The organism is Pseudoduganella guangdongensis (genome assembly GCF_009857475.1).
GTDB classification, from domain to species: domain Bacteria; phylum Pseudomonadota; class Gammaproteobacteria; order Burkholderiales; family Burkholderiaceae_D; genus Rugamonas; species Rugamonas guangdongensis.
Map to the genome: position 1 here is coordinate 292,402 of NZ_WWCJ01000002.1, position 17,430 is coordinate 309,831.

At 63.8% G+C, this 17,430-nt stretch carries 15 protein-coding genes; 6 read left to right on the forward strand and 9 right to left on the reverse strand.

From position 1 onward, the window contains the following. Positions 1-3: 3 nt before the first annotated feature. The 5 genes from GTP41_RS03940 (at position 4) to GTP41_RS03960 (ending at position 7,460) form a co-directional block, all read left to right on the forward strand. On the forward strand, positions 4-2,580 hold the full coding sequence (locus GTP41_RS03940) for a TonB-dependent receptor (RefSeq protein ID WP_229502725.1): 2,577 nt from the start codon (positions 4-6) through the stop codon (positions 2,578-2,580). A gap of 61 nt (positions 2,581-2,641) precedes the next feature. Next, complete coding sequence (locus tag GTP41_RS03945) at positions 2,642-3,988, forward strand: sugar MFS transporter (protein WP_202419601.1); 1,347 nt, start codon at positions 2,642-2,644, stop codon at positions 3,986-3,988. Positions 3,989-4,020: 32 nt separating this feature from the next. After that, entirely contained in the window at positions 4,021-5,349 is a 1,329-nt protein-coding gene (locus GTP41_RS03950) for an ABC transporter substrate-binding protein (protein WP_371867267.1), read from the forward strand. Next, positions 5,321-6,034 carry a response regulator gene (locus GTP41_RS03955; protein ID WP_161024256.1) on the forward strand — a complete coding sequence of 238 codons (714 nt, stop codon included), beginning with the start codon at positions 5,321-5,323 and terminating at the stop codon, positions 6,032-6,034. The genes GTP41_RS03950 and GTP41_RS03955 overlap by 29 nt, the downstream gene beginning before the upstream one ends. Beyond that, positions 6,027-7,460, forward strand: a complete 1,434-nt coding sequence (locus GTP41_RS03960) for an ATP-binding protein (protein WP_161024257.1) — start codon at positions 6,027-6,029, stop codon at positions 7,458-7,460. Before GTP41_RS03955 ends, GTP41_RS03960 begins: the two co-directional genes overlap by 8 nt. On the opposite strand, the gene GTP41_RS03965 is transcribed toward GTP41_RS03960, so the two are convergent. The 9 genes from GTP41_RS03965 to GTP41_RS04005 form a co-directional block, all read right to left on the reverse strand. After that, complete coding sequence (locus GTP41_RS03965; RefSeq protein ID WP_161024258.1) at positions 7,457-8,038, reverse strand: hypoxanthine-guanine phosphoribosyltransferase; 582 nt, start codon at positions 8,036-8,038, stop codon at positions 7,457-7,459. The genes GTP41_RS03960 and GTP41_RS03965 overlap by 4 nt on opposite strands. 95 nt (positions 8,039-8,133) lie before the next feature. After that, the gene (locus tag GTP41_RS03970; RefSeq protein WP_161024363.1) at positions 8,134-9,390 is read right to left on the reverse strand and encodes a phenylacetate--CoA ligase family protein; all 1,257 of its coding nucleotides are present in this window, start codon (positions 9,388-9,390) and stop codon (positions 8,134-8,136) included. After that, positions 9,390-9,743, reverse strand: coding sequence for an MmcQ/YjbR family DNA-binding protein (locus tag GTP41_RS03975; protein WP_161024259.1), 354 nt, complete (start codon positions 9,741-9,743; stop codon positions 9,390-9,392). The genes GTP41_RS03970 and GTP41_RS03975 overlap by 1 nt, the downstream gene beginning before the upstream one ends. 3 nt (positions 9,744-9,746) lie before the next feature. Beyond that, positions 9,747-10,547: an ABC transporter ATP-binding protein gene (locus GTP41_RS03980; protein WP_161024260.1), complete on the reverse strand. Its 801-nt coding sequence runs from the start codon at positions 10,545-10,547 to the stop codon at positions 9,747-9,749. 7 nt (positions 10,548-10,554) lie between these two features. After that, positions 10,555-11,859 carry an ABC transporter substrate-binding protein gene (locus tag GTP41_RS03985; protein WP_161024261.1) on the reverse strand — a complete coding sequence of 435 codons (1,305 nt, stop codon included), beginning with the start codon at positions 11,857-11,859 and terminating at the stop codon, positions 10,555-10,557. A 28-nt stretch (positions 11,860-11,887) separates the two neighbouring features. Next, positions 11,888-12,946 carry a branched-chain amino acid ABC transporter permease gene (locus GTP41_RS03990; protein ID WP_161024262.1) on the reverse strand — a complete coding sequence of 353 codons (1,059 nt, stop codon included), beginning with the start codon at positions 12,944-12,946 and terminating at the stop codon, positions 11,888-11,890. Between the two features lie 3 nt (positions 12,947-12,949). After that, entirely contained in the window at positions 12,950-13,846 is an 897-nt protein-coding gene (locus tag GTP41_RS03995) for a branched-chain amino acid ABC transporter permease (RefSeq protein WP_202419614.1), read from the reverse strand. Between the two features lie 5 nt (positions 13,847-13,851). Then, the gene (locus tag GTP41_RS04000; protein ID WP_161024264.1) at positions 13,852-14,664 is read right to left on the reverse strand and encodes an ABC transporter ATP-binding protein; all 813 of its coding nucleotides are present in this window, start codon (positions 14,662-14,664) and stop codon (positions 13,852-13,854) included. A gap of 14 nt (positions 14,665-14,678) precedes the next feature. Next, the gene (locus GTP41_RS04005) at positions 14,679-16,601 is read right to left on the reverse strand and encodes an AMP-dependent synthetase/ligase (RefSeq protein WP_161024265.1); all 1,923 of its coding nucleotides are present in this window, start codon (positions 16,599-16,601) and stop codon (positions 14,679-14,681) included. A gap of 135 nt (positions 16,602-16,736) precedes the next feature. Between GTP41_RS04005 and GTP41_RS04010 the strand changes: the two genes are divergently transcribed. Beyond that, positions 16,737-17,420, forward strand: a complete 684-nt coding sequence (locus GTP41_RS04010; RefSeq protein WP_161024266.1) for a Crp/Fnr family transcriptional regulator — start codon at positions 16,737-16,739, stop codon at positions 17,418-17,420. Positions 17,421-17,430 lie beyond the last annotated feature (10 nt).

Genomic DNA, 17,430 nt, shown 5'->3' on the forward strand with positions numbered 1-17,430 from the left:
GGAATGAAGAGACTACCGCAGCTGATCGCGCTGATGTTCGGCACGCTGGTACTGCCGCATGGTCAGGCGGCGGATGACAATGATGCGCTGCAGACGGTGGAAGTGCGCGGCATCCGCGAGACGCTGAAGCGCAACCTGGCTGAAAAGCGCGATTCGCTGAACGTGGTGGACTCTGTCAGCGCGGAAGACCTGGGCAAGTTCCCGGACAAGAACGTGGCTGATTCCTTGCAGCGTGTGCCGGGCATTTCGGTGGACCGTACCTGGGGCGAGGGCCGCGATATTTTCGTGCGCGGCACCGACAAGAACCTGAATATGACGCAGTTGAACGGCCAGTCGGTGGCTTCCGCCTATTGGTGGAAGAACGATGCGCAGAGCCGTGGCTTTAACTACGATATCCTGCCGTCTGAATTGGTGGGCAGCCTGGATGTCTTCAAGAGCCCTTCGGCCGACCTGGACGAGGGCAGCATCGGCGGCCTGGTGATCGTGCGCACCCGCAAGCCGCTGCAGTTCAAAAAGCCCTTCACCGCGCAGGTTTCGGCGGAGGCGACTTATAGCGACCTGCCGAAGAAGACCGACCCGCAGTTCTCCGGCCTGGCGAACTGGATCAACGAGGCGAAAACCTTCGGCGTGCTGGTGGCCCTGAGCCGCCAGGAGCGCACCATGCGCCGCGACGGCCTGGAGAACTTCACCGACGCCACCAAGTACAACATCGTCGACCAGAACGGCGTGGTCACGCCGAATGTGTACGCCTCCTGGGGCGGCGGCACGCCGATCTTCCGCCAGGACCGCGAGCGCACCACCGGCAATGTCACGCTGCAGCTGCGCCCGACCCCGCAATCCGACATATCGCTGAATTACATGAATTCCGATATGAGCATGGACAACAGCAACCAGAACTACCTGTGGCAGATCGGCGGCCTGGCCGATGCCAAGAACAATATCCGCATCGACAACCCGCGCTTCATCTCCAACTCGGACGGCGGCAAGTCGGTGGTGGGCGGCACGGTGGGGCCTGTGACCGGCGTTTCCTTCGAGCCGATCTACCGCGAAGCCTATGTGAAGTCCAAGGTGCTGGACCTGGAAGGCAGCTATGACGGCGACAACTGGCGCCTGCACGCGCAGGCCGGCACCACGTCCGGCGCCGGCGGCAGCGAGCATGACCGAAACTTCTGGTTCACCGGGGATACCCGCGCCACCATCAATATCGCGCCGGATACCTACGAGGTGAAGTACCTCGATATGAGCCCGCTGGACGCCAGCAAACTGACCCTGCAAGGCGCGCGCGACTGGATCCGCCGCATGGAGAGCAAGGAGAAGTACGCCCAGGCCGACCTGACGCTGGACCTGGACAACTCCTTCATCAAGTCGGTTAAAACCGGCCTGAAATTCCGCGACAACAAGGTGCAGAACCGCCGCACCATCGGCACCGTGGGCCCGGGCAGCCCGGGCTGGATTTCCTACACCCTGGCCGACCTGTCCACCGGCCCGTCGCCCCACATCAGCCAGGAAGCCGCCACCGCCGGCTCGCTGACCCAGTTCGCGTGGGTCAACGATGCGCTGGCGTCGAGCAAAGGCTTCGCCATGTACGACAAGGGCATGGTCTACAAGGAAGCCAAGGGCGAGTACTACCGCATCAAAGAGAAGATCTCGGCCGCTTATGTGCGTGCCGACTTCGCCAGCGGCCAGTGGCGCGGCGACTTCGGCGCGCGCCTGGTGCGCACGCAGCAGACTTCCGAGGCCTACCAGGACCTGGACGGCAAGGGCAACTACGTGCTGGGCAGCGTGAAGCGCAGCTACTCCGACGTGCTGCCGAACGTAAACGTGGTGTACGACTTCCGCAAGGATCTGCTGCTGCGTGCCGCTGCCGCGCGCGTCATGGCGCGCAATACCTTCAGCGACCTGAGTGCCAGCACGGAGGTGAGCGGCACCACCAATGCTGCCAGCGCCGGCAATCCGCTGCTCAATCCTTACCACGCCAACCAGGTTGAAATCGGCGCGGAATGGTACTTTGCCGACGCCTCGCTGCTGTCGGCGACGGCTTTCGCGAAAAAGCTCGACACCTTCATCTACACCTCGACGGCGATGGAGAATGTGGCAGGCGTGCAGCGCCCGGTGACCCGTCCGCACAATGCCGACAACGGCGCCAAGGTGAACGGCATCGAGCTGCAATGGCAGCAAGCCTTCGGCAGCAGCGGCTTTGGCACGGTGGTCAACTTCACCTACACGGATGCCAAGGCCGGCACGCTGGCCGGCGGCCGCCGCCTGAACGTGGTGGGCAACTCGAAGAACCAGCTGAATGCCAGCGTGTTCTACGAGAAGGGCGGCTACAGCGCGCGCCTGTCGTACAACTACCGCTCGAAATCCTACGGTGGCCTGAACCAGGGCGGGCAGGACGTGAACAGCGCCTACGGCCAGTGGGACGCCACCGCCAACTGGGATATCACGCCGCAGTACAGCATCTATGCCAGCGCCGTGAACCTGAACAATGAGCTGATCCGCACCAACACCACGGACGGCTTGCCGGTCGGGGTGTACGAGAACGGCGCGCGTTACAGCGTCGGCCTGCGCGGCAAGTTCTGACCTGCCGCAACGCCTCCCTCCAGCCGGAGGGAGGCTTTCCTTTCTTAGCTCCTGGATTCACATGCAAAAAGAACAGACCTACGAGATGGACGGCATGGCCGCAGCGCCGGCCGTCGCGGGCGGCAGCGTAGTAGTTGCCATGACTTTCATCGGCCTGATGTTTTTCATCCTCGGCTGCGCCACGTGGCTGAACGGATCGCTGATCCCCTTCCTCAAGATCGCCTGTGAGCTCAACAACTTCCAGTCACTCTGGGTGACTTTTGCTTTCTACATCGCCTACACCTTGATGGCGCTGCCCTCCGCCGCCGTGCTGCGCCGCACCGGCTACCGCGCCGGCATGTCGATCGGCCTGGCTGTGATGGCGCTGGGCGCGCTGCTGTTCATTCCTGCCGCGCGCGCCACCTCCTACGCTATGTTCCTGTTCGCGCTATTCACCCTGGCCAGCGGCATGACCCTGATGCAGACGGCGATCAATCCCTACATCGTGTGCATCGGCGCGCGTGAAAGCGCGGCCATGCGCATCAGCATCATGGGCCTGTTCAACAAGACGGCGGGCGTGCTGGTGCCGCTGGCCTTTAGCGGCATGATGCTGAAGGACTTCGGCAGCTATTCCGACACCGCACTGGCGGCCATGAGCGCGGCGGACGGCGCGCTGCTGCGCAGCCAGCTGGCGCAGCGCTTGGTGCTGCCCTACGCCCTGATGGCTGCCGGCCTGCTGGCCATGGCCGCCATCGTGCGCTTCTCGCCCTTGCGTGAGATCCCCGAGCAGCAGGCCGTCGAAGAACCAGGCACGTCGCGCTGGGGTGTGCTGCAGTTCCCGCAGCTGGTGCTGGGCGCGCTGGCGCTGTTCGTCTATGTCGGCGTGGAAGTGATCGCGGGCGACACCATCGGCCTGTACGGGCATAACCTGCACGTCGAGAATTTCGGCGTTCTCACTTCGTACACCATGGGCTTCATGGTGGCGGGCTATGTGGTGGGCATTGTCGCCATCCCGCGCTGGCTGTCGCAGAAGCAGGCCCTGTTGCTGTCCGCCGTTTGCGGAATGATCTTTTCGCTCGGTGTGATCCAGGGTTCGGCGACCGCCCACGGTTTGTCGCAGGTCATGCTGGGTTGGGCCGGCGTGCCGGCGGTGCCGGACACCGTGATGTACCTTGCCATGCTGGGCTTTGCCAATGCGCTGGTGTGGCCCGCGATCTGGCCGCTGGCGCTGGAAGGGCTGGGGCGCTACACCGCCAGCGGCTCGGCGCTGCTGATCATGGGCATTGCCGGCGGCGCGCTGCTGCCCATGCTGTACGGTCACTTTTCCGACAGCGTTGGTTCGCAGGCGGCGTACTGGCTGCTGCTGCCTTGCTATGCCGTGATCCTGTTCTATGCCGTAAAAGGACACAAAATGACGTCATGGAGATAGAATTGCCAGATCGTTATCTGCTGGAGTAGTAGGTGCCAACGTTCCACCGGCGTTCGCAGCTTGCACGCCTGGCGTGCCTGCTGACACTTCCCTTGCTGTTGCTCCCCCTGCCGGGCCGCGCGTCCGGCACGCCGTCCTTGCAGGTGCTGCACTGGTGGACTTCTGCCGGCGAACGCCATGCCGCCAAAGTGCTGGCGGCGCGGCTGGGCGATGAGGGCATCACCTGGCAGGACGCCGCCATCCCCGGCGGCGCCGGCCTGGGCGCGGGCAAGGTGCTGCGCAGCCGGGTGCTGGCGGGCGACGCGCCGGACGCCACGCAGATCATCGGCGTCTCCATCGGCGAGTGGGCGGAACTGGGGCTGCTGCTGGAGCTGGATGGCGTGGCCAACGCCGGCAACTGGAACAAGGCGCTATTTCCCACCGTGCGCGAGCTGGTGCGCCATCGCGGCCACGTGGTCGCCGCGCCGCTCGGTATCCACCGCATCAATACCCTGTTTTACAACCGCAAAGTGTTTGCGCGCCTGAACCTGGCGCCGCCATCGACCTGGACCGAGTTCGAGCAGGCGGCAAGGAAGCTGCGCGCGGCGGGCGTGGCGCCCCTGGTGCAGAGCAGCGAGCCGTGGCAGGTCGCCACGCTGTTCGAGAACCTGCTGCTGGCGACCGGCGGCCCGGAGTACTACCGCGAGCTGTTCGTGCGCCAAAGCCCGCAAGCGGCCGCCGACACGCGCCTGGCGCAGGCCTTGCAGCGCCTGCGCGGCCTGAAAGCATGGATGCTGAACCCGGCCGAGGAGCAGCCCTGGACCGAAGCGGTGAAGCGCTTCGGGCGCGGCGAGGCGGCCATGTTCGTGATGGGCGACTGGGCCAAGGCGGAACTGGGCGAGCTGGGATACGCCATCGACAGCGATTTCTCCTGCGTGGCGCTGCCCGGCACCGACAACTACCATTTGTACAGCGTGGACACGCTGGCCATGTTCGTTAACGACTACTCGCGCCAGGGTGCGCAGGAAAAGCTGGCCAAGGCCGTGATGTCGCCGTTGGCGCAGCAGCAGTACAGCGCCGCCAAGGGTTCGGTGCCGGTGCGGCGCGACGCCAGCCAGGCCACGATGGACAGCTGCGCGCGCTCCTCCTGGCGTGGCTTCGCGCGCGGCGCCGCGTCGCAGGCGCCCAGCCTGGTGCACCGCATGGCCGCCGACGAGGAAAGCCGCGACGCCATCATCGCCGAAATCCACCGCTTCTACCTGGACGACAGCATGGCGCCGGCGGAAACGCAGCGCCGCCTGGCGGGCCTGCTGCGTACCCTGAATTTCAGATCACACAAACAAGGAAGCCACCATGGCGCGCAAGATCCTGATCGTCGATGATGACCAGAAAACCCGGCTGCTGTTGAAGGCCTACCTGGAAAAGAACCAGTACGAGGTGATCCTTTCGCACAATGGCGAGAGCTTCCTGGCCGAACTGCAGGCGCACGCCGAGCAGCTGTCGCTGGTGATCCTGGATGTGATGCTGCCCGATACCGACGGCTTTGCGCTGTGCCGCATTGTGCGCAAGCGCTCCAACCTGCCCATCATCATGCTGACCGCCAGTTCCGACGAAACCGACCGCGTGGTGGGGCTGGAGCTGGGCGCCGACGACTACATCGCCAAGCCGTACAGCCCGCGCGAGCTGCTGGCGCGCATCAAGGCCATCCTGCGCCGCGCCGGGGCGGAGGCCGCGCCGGCAATCCGCTCCTACCACTTCAACGGCTTCACCCTGGACCTGGCGGAACGCACCGTGGTCGATAGCGCCGGGGCGCCGCTGGCCCTGACCGGGCTCGATTTCCAGCTGCTGAAATACTTCGTCGAGCATCCCGGCATTGTGCTGGACCGCAGCCTGCTATGCGAAGAAACGCGCGGCCGCGATGCCGGCCCGCTGGACCGCTCGCTCGATGTGCAGATCAGCCGCCTGCGCCTGCGCCTGAACGACGACGGCAAACAGCCCATGCTGATCAAGACGGTGCGCGGCGCCGGCTACGTCTTCTCTGCCACGGTGTCGGTGACGCATGCGTAGCTTCTGGCCGCAGTCGCTGTTGGCGCGGCTGTCGCTGGTGATGGTGGCGGGCCTGCTGCTGACGCAGGTGGCTGGCAGCGTGCTGTGGACCATGCAGTTGCGCGACAAGACCGAGGCCGACGTGCAGTCGGCGGCGCAGTACCTGGGGCAGGGCGCCGCCAGTTCGATCCGCTTTTTCCGCAGCCTGCCGCCCAGCTACCGCAGCCTGCTGATCCAGCAGTTCCGCGAAATGGGTGGCACCCGCTTTTATGTCGCGCTCAATCGCGGCGAGGTGGCGCTGCAGCAGATCGCGCCGCAGCCGCTGGCGCAAACGGCACTCGGCGCGCTGGAAGCCACGCTGCGCAACGACCTGGCGGGCGAAAGCCGCCTGCGCCTGGCGTTCGCCTGGCCGGAGCAGCTGGCGGTGTCGCCGGACGGTATCCGCGTCGGCGACCTGCCGGAAGCCTGGGTGCGCCACATCCTGCTGTTGAAACCCGATCCGGCGCCGATCCTGGTGATCCAGACCGAACTCGAACCGGGCAACTGGCTCTATCTCGCCACCCTGATGCCGAACCCGTACTTCCTGAACAGTAACGACCCCTTGTCGCGCGACAAGCTGGTGGTGCAGGGCGTCTCGCTGGCGGTCCTGCTGCTGCTGTCCTTCCTGATGGTGCGCTCGATCACGCGCCCGCTGGCGGCGCTGTCCGATGCGGCGGAAGCCTTCGGTAAGGACGACCACGCGCCGGCGCTGCCAGCCTCCGGCAGCCGCGAGATCGTCAGCACGGCGCGCGCTTTCGGCGCCATGCGCGAGCGCATCGCCAAATACATCAAGGACCGTGAGCGCCTGTTCATCTCCATCTCGCACGACCTGCGCACGCCGATCACGCGCCTGAAACTGCGCGCCGAGCTGCTGGACGACGACGCGCTGCGCGAGGAGTTCGAGGAAGACCTGGACGAGCTGGACATGATGGTGAAGGGAGCGCTGCAATGCGTGAAGGACAGCGATATCCACGAGAACCCGACCGAAGTGAAGCTGGACCCACTGATCCGGCGCATGGTGCGCAGCGCGCAGCTGGCGGGCCACAACGTGGCATATGCGGATAGCGGCGTCGCCGTGCGCGCCAAGCCGCTGGCCTTGAAGCGCGCCATCGGCAACCTGCTGGACAACGCCTTGTACTACGGCGAGCGCGCCGAGATCAGCGTACGGGCTTTGCCGGCCTGGATCGAGATCGCAGTGCGCGACCACGGCCCCGGCGTGCCGGAGGAGGCGATTGCCAGCTTGCTGGAGCCATATGTGCGCCTGTCCCACGGTCGTGCGCACAACGACGCGGGTCTGGGCTTGGGACTGGGCATTGCCAACGGCATTGTGGAAGGGCATGGCGGCCAGCTGCTGCTGGCCAACCATCCCGATGGCGGCTTGAACGCGGTGATCCGCTTGCCGGCCTAGCGCGTGCTCAGGTCGTCCGGATTGATGGCCCACAGGCCCGGCAGGTTGCGCCAGTAGCCGTAAGCGTCCATGCCGAAGCCGACCACGAAGCGGTTCGGGATCGTAATGCCCACCAGGTCGGCCTTCACCGGCTTCACCTTGCCGATATCCTTATCGCAGAAGACGGCGATGATGACTTCCTTGGCGCCCATCTCCAGCAGGCGTTCCTTGACGTGGGCCAGGGTCTCGCCTTCGTCGAGGATGTCGTCCAGCACGATCACGGTGCGGCCCGAGACGGTCGGTCGCGGCACCACCTTCCACACCACTTTGCCGCCCTGGTCGTCATCGCCATAACGGCTGACGTGGATGTAGTCGAATTCGAGTGGGAAAGTCAGCTGCGGCAGGATGTTGCCGGTGAAGACCACGGCGCCGCCCATCACGCCCAGCACCAGCGGGAATTCCTGCCGCGATGCATCGCCGTAGCGGTCGTTCAGCGCGCCGGCCATGCGGCGCACAGCTGCCTGCACCGTTTCCTGGTCGTAGAGTTCTTCCGCATTGGCGAGCAGGGAGCGCGCGCGGTTGTGGTGAAAATCTTGCATGATGTTTCTGCGGCAGGTCAAGAATGGCTCAATTATCCCGCCATTCCGCCGCCTGCCCTAGAAACAGTTGGATTTACGCCACACGCGTCCTGATCTCAACTGTAATCGCGCACATCGTCGATGATCTTGCCGTCATTTGGCAAACTGCCGCGCGGCGCGAATTTCACCTCACCACGCAATTTGGTGATGTCGCGGATGGTGGCGATGATGTCGGCGGCCTGCGATTCGATGGCGGGATCGTCGGTTTCGCAGTGCAGTGTCATGACCTCGTCGGCGATTTTTCCCGACACCACCAGGCGCGCCTTGCCCAGGCCCGGGTGGCGGCGCGTGATTTCGTGCACCTGCGAAGGGTGGACGAACATGGCGCGTACCTTGGTGGTTTGGTCGGCGCGCCCCAGCCAGCCCTTGATGCGGGTGTTGGTGCGGCCGCAGGGCGAGGGTCCGCTGTCGGGCAGCACGGCCGACAAGTCGCCGGTGGCAAAGCGGATCAGCGGGTAATCGGCATTGAACAGGGTCACCACGACTTCGCCCACCTCGCCCGGCGCCACCGGCACGCCGGAGCCGGGGCGCACGATCTCCAGCAGCACGTCTTCGTCCAGCACCATGCCGGGATTGAGCTTGCCGTTGCTGCGCGTTTCGTAAGCCATGCTGCCCACATCGGCGGAGGCGTAGGTTTGCAGCACCTCGGGCACGCCGTGCGCGGCGAACCATTGGCGCAGCGATTCGGGCAGGGCTTCCGCGCCTATCAGCGCGCGCTTCACGCTGCTGATATCGGCGCCCATTTCGGCGGCTTTTTCGATAATCAGCTTGAGGAAGGAGGGCGTGCCGATATACGTATCCGGCTTCAGCTCGGCCATGGCCTGCACCTGCAGTTCGGTCTGGCCGGCGCCGGCCGGGATCACGGTGCAGCCGATGCGTTCGGCGCCGCCCTCCACCATGAAGGCGGCGGGCGTGAAGTGGTAGGAGAAGCAGTTCTGCACCAGGCCGCCGGGGCGCACGCCGGCGGCATACATGGGACGCGAGAAGCGCCACCAGTCGGTGCCGCTGCCTTCGGGATCGAAAATCGGGCCGGGCGACATGAAGATGCGCCCCAGCTTGCGGGCCGGGGTGCTGTTCAGGCCGCCGAACGGACGCTCCTGCGCTTGCAGCGCCTTCAGGTCGGACTTGCGCGTGACGGGCAGCTGCGCCAGCGCGGCGCGGCTGTTGATGCTGGCCGCGTCGACGCCGGCCAGGATGCGCGCCCAGCCGGGCGCCGCCTGCGCCTGCGCCACCAGCAGCGGCAGGCGCTCCATCAAATCGCGTTCGCGCTCGGCGTGCGGGCGCGTTTCCAGGCTGTCGAGGGTTTCGGCCATCATGCCGCTCCTTCAATCTCTCGTTGCAGTTTTTTGGTCAGTTTGGCGAAGATCAGTTCGTGCGAGCGCTTGACCATGGCCTTGGCCTCGGCTTCCGGCAGCTTGGCCAGGTCCTCCACCAGCACCCACTTCATGCGCGCGAGGTAGGGGGCGGGAATGATGCCGGGGCGGTCGGTCAGCTCCAGGAAACGGTCGTCGTCTACTTTGAGGGCGATTGCTTTTGCCTTGTCGTTGTCATCCATCACAGCGAACATCTTCTCGCCGACGGAGAACACCAGGTTGTCGCCCCATTTGATATCTTCGGTAACGCCCGGCAGGCTGCGGCAGAAGTCTTTTGCTTTGTTCAGATTCATAGATCAGGCCAACCAACGTTTGCGGCGGCGATAAAATTTCATGTCGCGGAAGCTTTTACGCCCCGCGCCCGACATGCCAAGATAGAACTCCTTGACGTCCTCGTTGTTGGCCAGCTCGCTGGCCGCGCCCTCCATCACCACCCGGCCGTTCTCCAGGATGTAGCCGAAATCCGCATAGCGCAGGGCCACATTGGTGTTCTGCTCGGCCAGCAGGAAGGACACGTTCTCTTTCGCGTTCAGGTCTTTGACGATGCCGAAAATCTCCTCCACGATCTGCGGCGCGATGCCCATGGAAGGCTCGTCCAGCAGAATCATGGAAGGCTTGGCCATCAAAGCGCGGCCGATGGCGCACATCTGCTGCTCGCCGCCGGAGGTGTAGCCGGCCTGGCTGTTGCGGCGTTCGCGCAGGCGGGGAAAGTAGTGGTACACCTTGTCCAGCGCATCTTTCAGTTCGCTGCGCGCCAGGCTGCGCGTATAAGCGCCTGTCAGCAAATTCTCCTCGATCGTCAGGTGGCCGAAGCAATGGCGTCCCTCCATCACTTGCGACAGCCCGCGCTTGACCAGCTCATTGGGCGTGAGCTGGTCGATGCGTTCGCCCTTGAATTGCACCTCGCCCTTGGTCACGTCGCCGCGCTCACCGCGCAGCAGGGTCGAGATGGTCTTCAATGTGGTGGACTTGCCGGCGCCGTTGGCGCCCAGCAGGGCGACGATCTTGCCCTGCGGGACTTGCAGCGACACGCCTTTCAGCACCAGGATCACGTGGTCGTAAATGACCTCGATGTTATTCACCGACAGGTAGCTCATTGGCTTCTCACTTCAGGCAGGCCGGGGTGATTTTTTTCTCGGCGGCGTATTTGCCGGACGATTCATCCACCAGTTTGCGCAGCAGGACCTTATCGCCCACCACCCAGTTCGGGGTAATGGCCTTCCATGCCTTGCCGTCCCACTGCTGCACTTTGACCGCGCCCGAACCTTCATGGTCCTCGCAGGAGGTCTTCACGGTCGGGAACATATTGTGCACGCCCAGCACCTTCTGGCGCGCTTCGTCGATGTTCAGGTTTTCCAGGCCCCAGCGCAGCTGCTCGCCGCTGACCGGCTTGCCCTTGCCGAACTTGTCCTGCGCGGTGCGCATGGCTTCCACGTACATCACGCCGGCGGTCAGGCCGCGCATGTGGTACACGGAACCGATACGGGTTTGGTCGGCCAGGTTGCCTTTGCCGCCGGCATACACTTTCTTGCGCAGTTCATCCAGCAGCGGGTAGTTGCCTGGGGTGTTGAAGGTCATCGAGGTGTAGCCTTTGGCGGCGTCGCCCGACGGTACGGTGTCCTCCTCGGAGCCGGCCCACCATACGCCCAGCATCTTGTCGCGCGGGAAGCCGTTGCGCTGCGCGGTCTTGATGGCGACCGAGTTCATGACGCCCCAACCCCACAGGATCACGTAGTCAGGCTTGGCCTGGCGGATCTGCAGCCATTGCGACTGCTGCTCGCTGCCTGGCGGCGCGACCGGGATCTTGACCAGTTCAAAGCCGTATTGGCTGGACATGGCTTCCAGCACCGGCAGCGGCTCCTTGCCGAAAGCGGAATCGTGGTACAGGTGCACGATCTTTTTGCCTTTCAGCTTGTCCATGCCGCCGCTCTTGTCGCCCAGGTACTTGATCATGCCGGCGGCCTGGCTCCAGTAGTTGGAGATCAGCGGGAAGACGTAGGGGAAGACTTTGCCGTTGGCGGCGTCGGAACGGCCGTAGCCCAGGGTCGTCATCGGGATCTTGTCCTGCGGGATGCGGTCCAGGATGCCGTAGGCGATGCCGGTGGACAGCGGTTCCACCACGGTGGCGCCGCCGTTCTTGGTTTTCAGGCGCTCATAGCATTCGACCCCGCGCGAAGGGTTGTACTCGGTTTCGCATTCTTCCCAGCTGATTTTCACGCCGTTCACGCCGCCGTTGGCGTTGACCAGGTTGAAGTAGTCGATGATGCCGCCATAGAAGCCGGAGCCGCCTGCCGCATAAGGGCCGACGCGATAGGAGGGCAGGGCGACGAACTGGTCGCCTGGCTGCGCCCATGCGCTGCTGGCGGCGATGCTGCTTGCTACGGCAAGTCCAAGTACGAGCGATTTCATGTGATGTCTCCAGGTTTATAGTTGCCGCTCAGTGCGGGAAGGGCCACAGGCGGAGTTTCTCTTTACCGATTTGCCACAAACGCGCCAGACCGTGGGGTTCCACGATCAGGAAGAAGATGATCAGGGCGCCGAACACCATCAGCTCCAGGTTGGAGGCGACCGTGGTGGGCAGGGCCAGGCCGTGCGCCAGAATGTTCAGGAACACCGGCAGCAGCACGATGAAGGCCGCGCCGAGGAAGGAGCCCAGGATCGAGCCGACGCCGCCGATGATGATCATGAACAGGATGCGGAAGGACAGGTCCAGGTTATAGGCTTCCGGCTCCACGGTGCCGAGGTAGGCGTAGGCGTACAGCGCGCCGGCCACGCCGCAGTAGAAGGAGCTCACCGCAAACGCCAGCAGCTTGGTGCGCATCAGGCGGATGCCAATTACTTCCGCCGCCACGTCCATGTCGCGCACCGCCATCCAGGAGCGGCCCACATTGGAGCGGATCATGTTCTTGGCCAGCAGGGCCATGAGCGCCACCACGGCCAGCACCAGCAGGTATTTACGGGCCGGGGTATCGAAGGCATAGCCCAGGATCTCCATCTTCTGCGCGGTGATCACGCCGGAAGAGCTGTAATTCGTGAGCCAGCCGATCTTGGTCAGGCACCACACCACAAAGAACTGGGTCGCCAGGGTGGAGGCGGCCAGGTAGAAGCCGCGAATGCGCAGGGATGGCAGGCCAAACGCCATGCCGACCATGGCCGCGCACAGGCCGCCCAGCACAAAGGCCAGCAGCAGCGGGAGGCCGGGAATGCGCAGCACGAAGTTATACGAGGCGAAAGCGCCCACCGCCATGAAGGCGGCGGTGCCGAGCGAGAGCTGGCCCGCATAGCCGGTCAGGATGTTCAGGCCCAGCGCCGCCAGCGAGAAAATCAGGAAGGGAATGAAGATGGCCGACAACATGTAGGGCGAGGCCACCATGGGCAGCACCAGCAGCGCGATCGCCAGCGTGGTGAGCAAGGCGATGCGGTCCTGGCGGATCGGCAGGATCTGGCCGTCCGCCTCGTAGCTGGTTTTGAATTGTCCTGCTTCGCGGTAGAACATCGCTCAGATCCTCCGGATGATTTTTTCGCCGAACAGCCCTTCCGGGCGCACCAGCAGGAACAGCAGGGCCAGAACATAAGGGAACCAGCCCTCGATGCCGCCGCCCACGAGGGGGCCGATATAGACTTCGGCCAGCTTTTCCGAGGCGCCGATAATCAGCCCGCCCACGATGGCGCCAGGCACGGAAGTGAAGCCGCCCAGGATCAGCACCGGCAGCGCCTTCAGCGCGATGAAGGTCAGCGCGAACTGCACGCCATTGCGGGCGCCCCACAGCAGTCCGGCCACCAGGGCCACCATGCCCGCCACCGCCCACAGGATGCCCCAGATGCGCTGCAGCGGAATACCGACCGCCTGCGCAGCCTGGTGGTCGTCCGCCACCGCGCGCAGGGCGCGGCCAACCTTGGTCTTGGCGAACATCAGTGCCAGCGCCGCCACCATCACGCCGCAGATCGCTGCGGCAGTCAGGTCGAACTTGGAGATGACGATGTTGAACTTCTCCATCAGGTACTCGCTCGGCACATCCTCAATCGGGATATCCAGCTTGTGCACCTGAGAACCCCAGATCAGCTGCGCCAGCCCTTCGATGAAGAAGGCCAGGCCGATGGTGGCCATGAACAGGGTAATCTCAGGCTGGTTCACCAGCGGCCGCAGCACCACGCGCTCGATGGCCAGCCCGAGGATGATCATGGCCAGGACGGTGGCGGGGATGGCCAGCCAGAGCGAGAGCCCGAACTTGTCCATGAAGCCGACCGTGGTCAGGGCGGCGAAGAACACCATGGCGCCCTGGGCGAAGTTGAACACGCCGGACGCCTTGTAGATCAGCACAAAGCCGATTGCCACCAGCGCATACATCACACCGGACAACAGGCCGCCAATCAGCACTTCGGCGAAGAATGTCATATCCATTAGTGGGCCACTCCGAGATAAGCGTCGATCACATCCTGGTTGGTGCGGACCTCGTCCGGCGTGCCGTCGCCGATCTTCTTGCCGTAGTCCAGAACCACCACGCGGTCCGAGATATCCATCACCACGCCCATATCGTGCTCGATCAGCACGATGGTGGTGCCGAATTGCTCGTTCACGTCGAGGATGAAGCGGCACATGTCCTGCTTCTCTTCCACGTTCATGCCCGCCATCGGCTCGTCCAGCAGCAGGATCTGCGGTTCGGCGGCCAGCGCCCGGCCCAGCTCCACGCGCTTTTGCAGGCCGTAGGGCAGGCGGCCCACGGGCGTCTTGCGGATATGCTGGATCTCCAGGAAATCGATCACCTCCTCGCATTTGCGGCGGTGCGCGATCTCCTCGCGCCGCGCCGGCCCCCAGTACAGGGCCTGCAGCAGGAAGTTCGACTGCATCTTCAGGTTGCGGCCGGTCATGATGTTGTCCAGCACCGTCATGCCCTTGAACAGCGCGATATTCTGGAAGGTGCGCGCAATGCCGGATTTGGCGGCCGCGTAGCAATCCATATTCTTGCGGTGCTGGCCGCGATAGATGATCTCGCCCTGCTGCGGGCGGTACACGCCGTTGATCACGTTCAGCATCGAGCTTTTGCCCGCGCCGTTCGGGCCGATGATGGCGCGGATCTCATGCTCGCGCACATCGAAGGAAATGTTGGTCAGCGCCTTCACCCCGCCGAAAGACAGCGAGATATTGCGCAGGTCCAGGATCACGTCGCCGACCTTGCGGCCGGCGCTGATCGCGCTCGGTTCGTTCATTTGCATGGTGCGCACTCCGCTCAGGCTGCCTTGAGGTCCATGATCCGCAGGTCCGCCGCCACCATGCCGGTGCGGCCATCCTCGAATTTGACCTGGGTTTCGATGTATTGCGACGCTTTACCGCCGTACAGCGCCTCGATCAGCACCGCGTACTTCTCGGCGATGAATTTGCGCCGCACCTTGCGGGTGCGGGTCAGCTCGTCGTCGTCGGGGTCGAGCTCCTTGTGCAGCACCAGGAAACGGTGCACCTGCGTATCCGCCATCAGCGCTTCCTGCGCCAGGTCGGCGTTGACCTTTTCCACGCATTCCTTCACCAGCGCGTAGGTTTGCTCATGCGCGGCCAGGTCGGTGTAGCCCGAGTAGGAGATGCCGCGCCGTTCGGCCCAGTTGCCCACCGCCTCCATATCGATGTTGATGAAGGCGGTCACCTTGTCGCGCTCATGGCCAAAGGCCACAGCCTCCTTGATGAAGGGGAAGAACTTCAGCTTGTTCTCAATGTAGTTGGGCGCGAAGATGGCGCCGTTGTTCATCTTGCCCACGTCCGCCGCGCGGTCGATGATGCGCAGGTGGCCGTCGTTGTCGAAGATGCCGGCATCGCCGGTGTGGAAGTAGCCTTCGCTGTCGATCGCTTCCGCCGTGGCATCGGCGCGCTTGTAGTAGCACTGCATCAGGGTGGGCGACTTGACCAGCACCTCGCCGTTCGGCGCCAGCTTCACTTCCACGCCCGGCGCCGGCTTGCCGACCGAATCGAACTTGATTTCGCCATCCGGCTGCAGGCAAATGTAGGCGCAGGTTTCGGTGGAACCGTAGAACTGCTTCAGGTTCACGCCGATGGAGCGGTAGAAGCGGAACAGGTCCGGCCCGATGGCGGCGCCCGCCGTGTAAGCCACGCGGATGCGCGACATGCCCAGCACATTGCGCAGCGGCCCATAGACCAGCACATTGCCGATGGCGTAGCTGAGGCGCGCGCCGAAGGGCACCGGCTTGCCGTCCAGGATATCGGAGCCGACGCGGCGCGCCACGTTCATGAAGTGGTGGAACATCTTGCGCTTGATGGTGCCCGCGTCTTCCATGCGGATCATCACTTGCGTCAGCATGTTCTCGAAGATGCGCGGCGGCGCGAAGTAGTAGGACGGGCCGATCTCGCGCAAATCCGTGGTGACGGTATCGGACGACTCCGGGCAGTTCACGGTAAAGCCGGCGGTCACCGCCTGCGCGAACGAGAACAGGCAATCGCCGACCCAGGCCATGGGCAGGTAGGACAGCACGTTTTCCGCGTCGGTCAGCTTGTCGAAGCTGATGCCGCCGGTGGCCGCCGACAGCAGCGCCTTATGGGTCTGGCACACGCCTTTCGGTTTGCCGGTGGTGCCGGAGGTGTACAGGATGATGGCGCTGTCGCTCTCCTTGCCCTCCGCAATCGCCGCCTCGTAGAAGCCGGGATGCGCCTTGTCATACGCGCGCCCCAGCTTCTGCAGGCGGGCATAGGACATCAGCTGCCCATGTGTGTAATTGCGCATGCCCCGCTCGTCTTCATAGGCGATGTGCTTGATGTTCGGGCATTGCTCGCACAGGTCGAGCAGCTTATCGACCTGCTCCTGGTCCTCCACGATGGCGTAGGCGATTTCCGCATTCTCCAGCACGAAGGCCATGTCGGCCGCCGGCGCGTCCTGGTACATCGGCACCGGCACACCGCCCAGGCATTGCGCCGCCAGCATCGACCAGTACAAGCGCGGACGGTTGTCGCCGATAATGGCCAGGTTCATGCCGCGCTGGAAGCCGATCGATGCCAGGCCGCAGGCCAGCGCCCGCACCTCGGCATTCACCTGCTGCCAGTCCCAGGTCTGCCAGATGCCCAGGTCCTTTTCGCGGAACGCAGGCTTGTGCGGCCGCTCCTTGCCATGCTGAAGCAGCCTGCGAGGGAAGGTCGTGAGATTATCCTGCACGGTGTCTCCTTGGATTTTTAGGTGCGCCTTTTCGTTGGGATGCGCTTTTTGTGTGATGATATTAGCGTGAGCTAGTTCGCAAGGTTGTCATTTCAGAGACAATTCGGCGACTTTTGATGGTGCGACGCAACAACAATGAAAAACGAACCGAGCCTGATTCAAGCCATACGCAATTCCACCTGGGCTCCCGCGCTCACAGCGGAGCAACTGGCGCGGGTGGAGGCCACCTGTTACGAGGAATTTATCCCCAAAGGCGGTTTTGTTTGCCGCAAAGGCGAGGTGGTCGATAATTGGATCGGCATTATTTCGGGCATGGTGAAAATGAATAATTTTTCGCCTAACGGGAAAAGCGTCACATTTACCGGCGTCCCGCCCGGCGGCTGGTTTGGCGAAGGCTCTTTATTGAAAGACGAGCACCGCAAATACGACGCCATGACCCTGCGCGACAGCCGCATTGCACGCATGCCCGCCGTCACCTTCCACTACCTGCTCGAGAATAGCCTACCCTTCACCAGGTTCTTATTGATGCAGCTCAATGAACGTTTAGGTCAGTTCATCGGCATGGTGGAAAACGAACGCTTGCTGGATCCCGATACCCGGGTCGCAAGGTGCCTTGCATCACTATTTAATTCCCATCTGTATCCCGGCAGCGAACGGCTGGTGCAGATATCCCAGGAAGAGGTCGGCCTGCTGTCGGGTTCCTCGCGCCAGCGCGCCAACCAGGCGCTGCAAGTGCTGGAGAAGGAGGGCCTGTTGCGCGTTGACTACGGCGGCATCCGCATCCTCGACCTCGACGGCCTGCGCCGCTTCGAAGCCTGAACGAGTGTTC

Coding starts and splice junctions, on each gene's coding strand:
- GTP41_RS03940 (WP_229502725.1), top strand. CDS start 4: ATGAAGAGACTACCGCAGCTGATCGCGCTGATGTTCGGCACGCTGGTA.
- GTP41_RS03945 (WP_202419601.1), top strand. CDS start 2,642: ATGCAAAAAGAACAGACCTACGAGATGGACGGCATGGCCGCAGCGCCG.
- GTP41_RS03955 (WP_161024256.1), top strand. CDS start 5,321: ATGGCGCGCAAGATCCTGATCGTCGATGATGACCAGAAAACCCGGCTG.
- GTP41_RS03960 (WP_161024257.1), top strand. CDS start 6,027: ATGCGTAGCTTCTGGCCGCAGTCGCTGTTGGCGCGGCTGTCGCTGGTG.
- GTP41_RS03965 (WP_161024258.1), bottom strand. CDS start 8,038: ATGCAAGATTTTCACCACAACCGCGCGCGCTCCCTGCTCGCCAATGCG.
- GTP41_RS03970 (WP_161024363.1), bottom strand. CDS start 9,390: ATGGCCGAAACCCTCGACAGCCTGGAAACGCGCCCGCACGCCGAGCGC.
- GTP41_RS03975 (WP_161024259.1), bottom strand. CDS start 9,743: ATGAATCTGAACAAAGCAAAAGACTTCTGCCGCAGCCTGCCGGGCGTT.
- GTP41_RS03980 (WP_161024260.1), bottom strand. CDS start 10,547: ATGAGCTACCTGTCGGTGAATAACATCGAGGTCATTTACGACCACGTG.
- GTP41_RS03985 (WP_161024261.1), bottom strand. CDS start 11,859: ATGAAATCGCTCGTACTTGGACTTGCCGTAGCAAGCAGCATCGCCGCC.
- GTP41_RS03990 (WP_161024262.1), bottom strand. CDS start 12,946: ATGTTCTACCGCGAAGCAGGACAATTCAAAACCAGCTACGAGGCGGAC.
- GTP41_RS03995 (WP_202419614.1), bottom strand. CDS start 13,846: ATGACATTCTTCGCCGAAGTGCTGATTGGCGGCCTGTTGTCCGGTGTG.
- GTP41_RS04000 (WP_161024264.1), bottom strand. CDS start 14,664: ATGCAAATGAACGAACCGAGCGCGATCAGCGCCGGCCGCAAGGTCGGC.
- GTP41_RS04010 (WP_161024266.1), top strand. CDS start 16,737: ATGAAAAACGAACCGAGCCTGATTCAAGCCATACGCAATTCCACCTGG.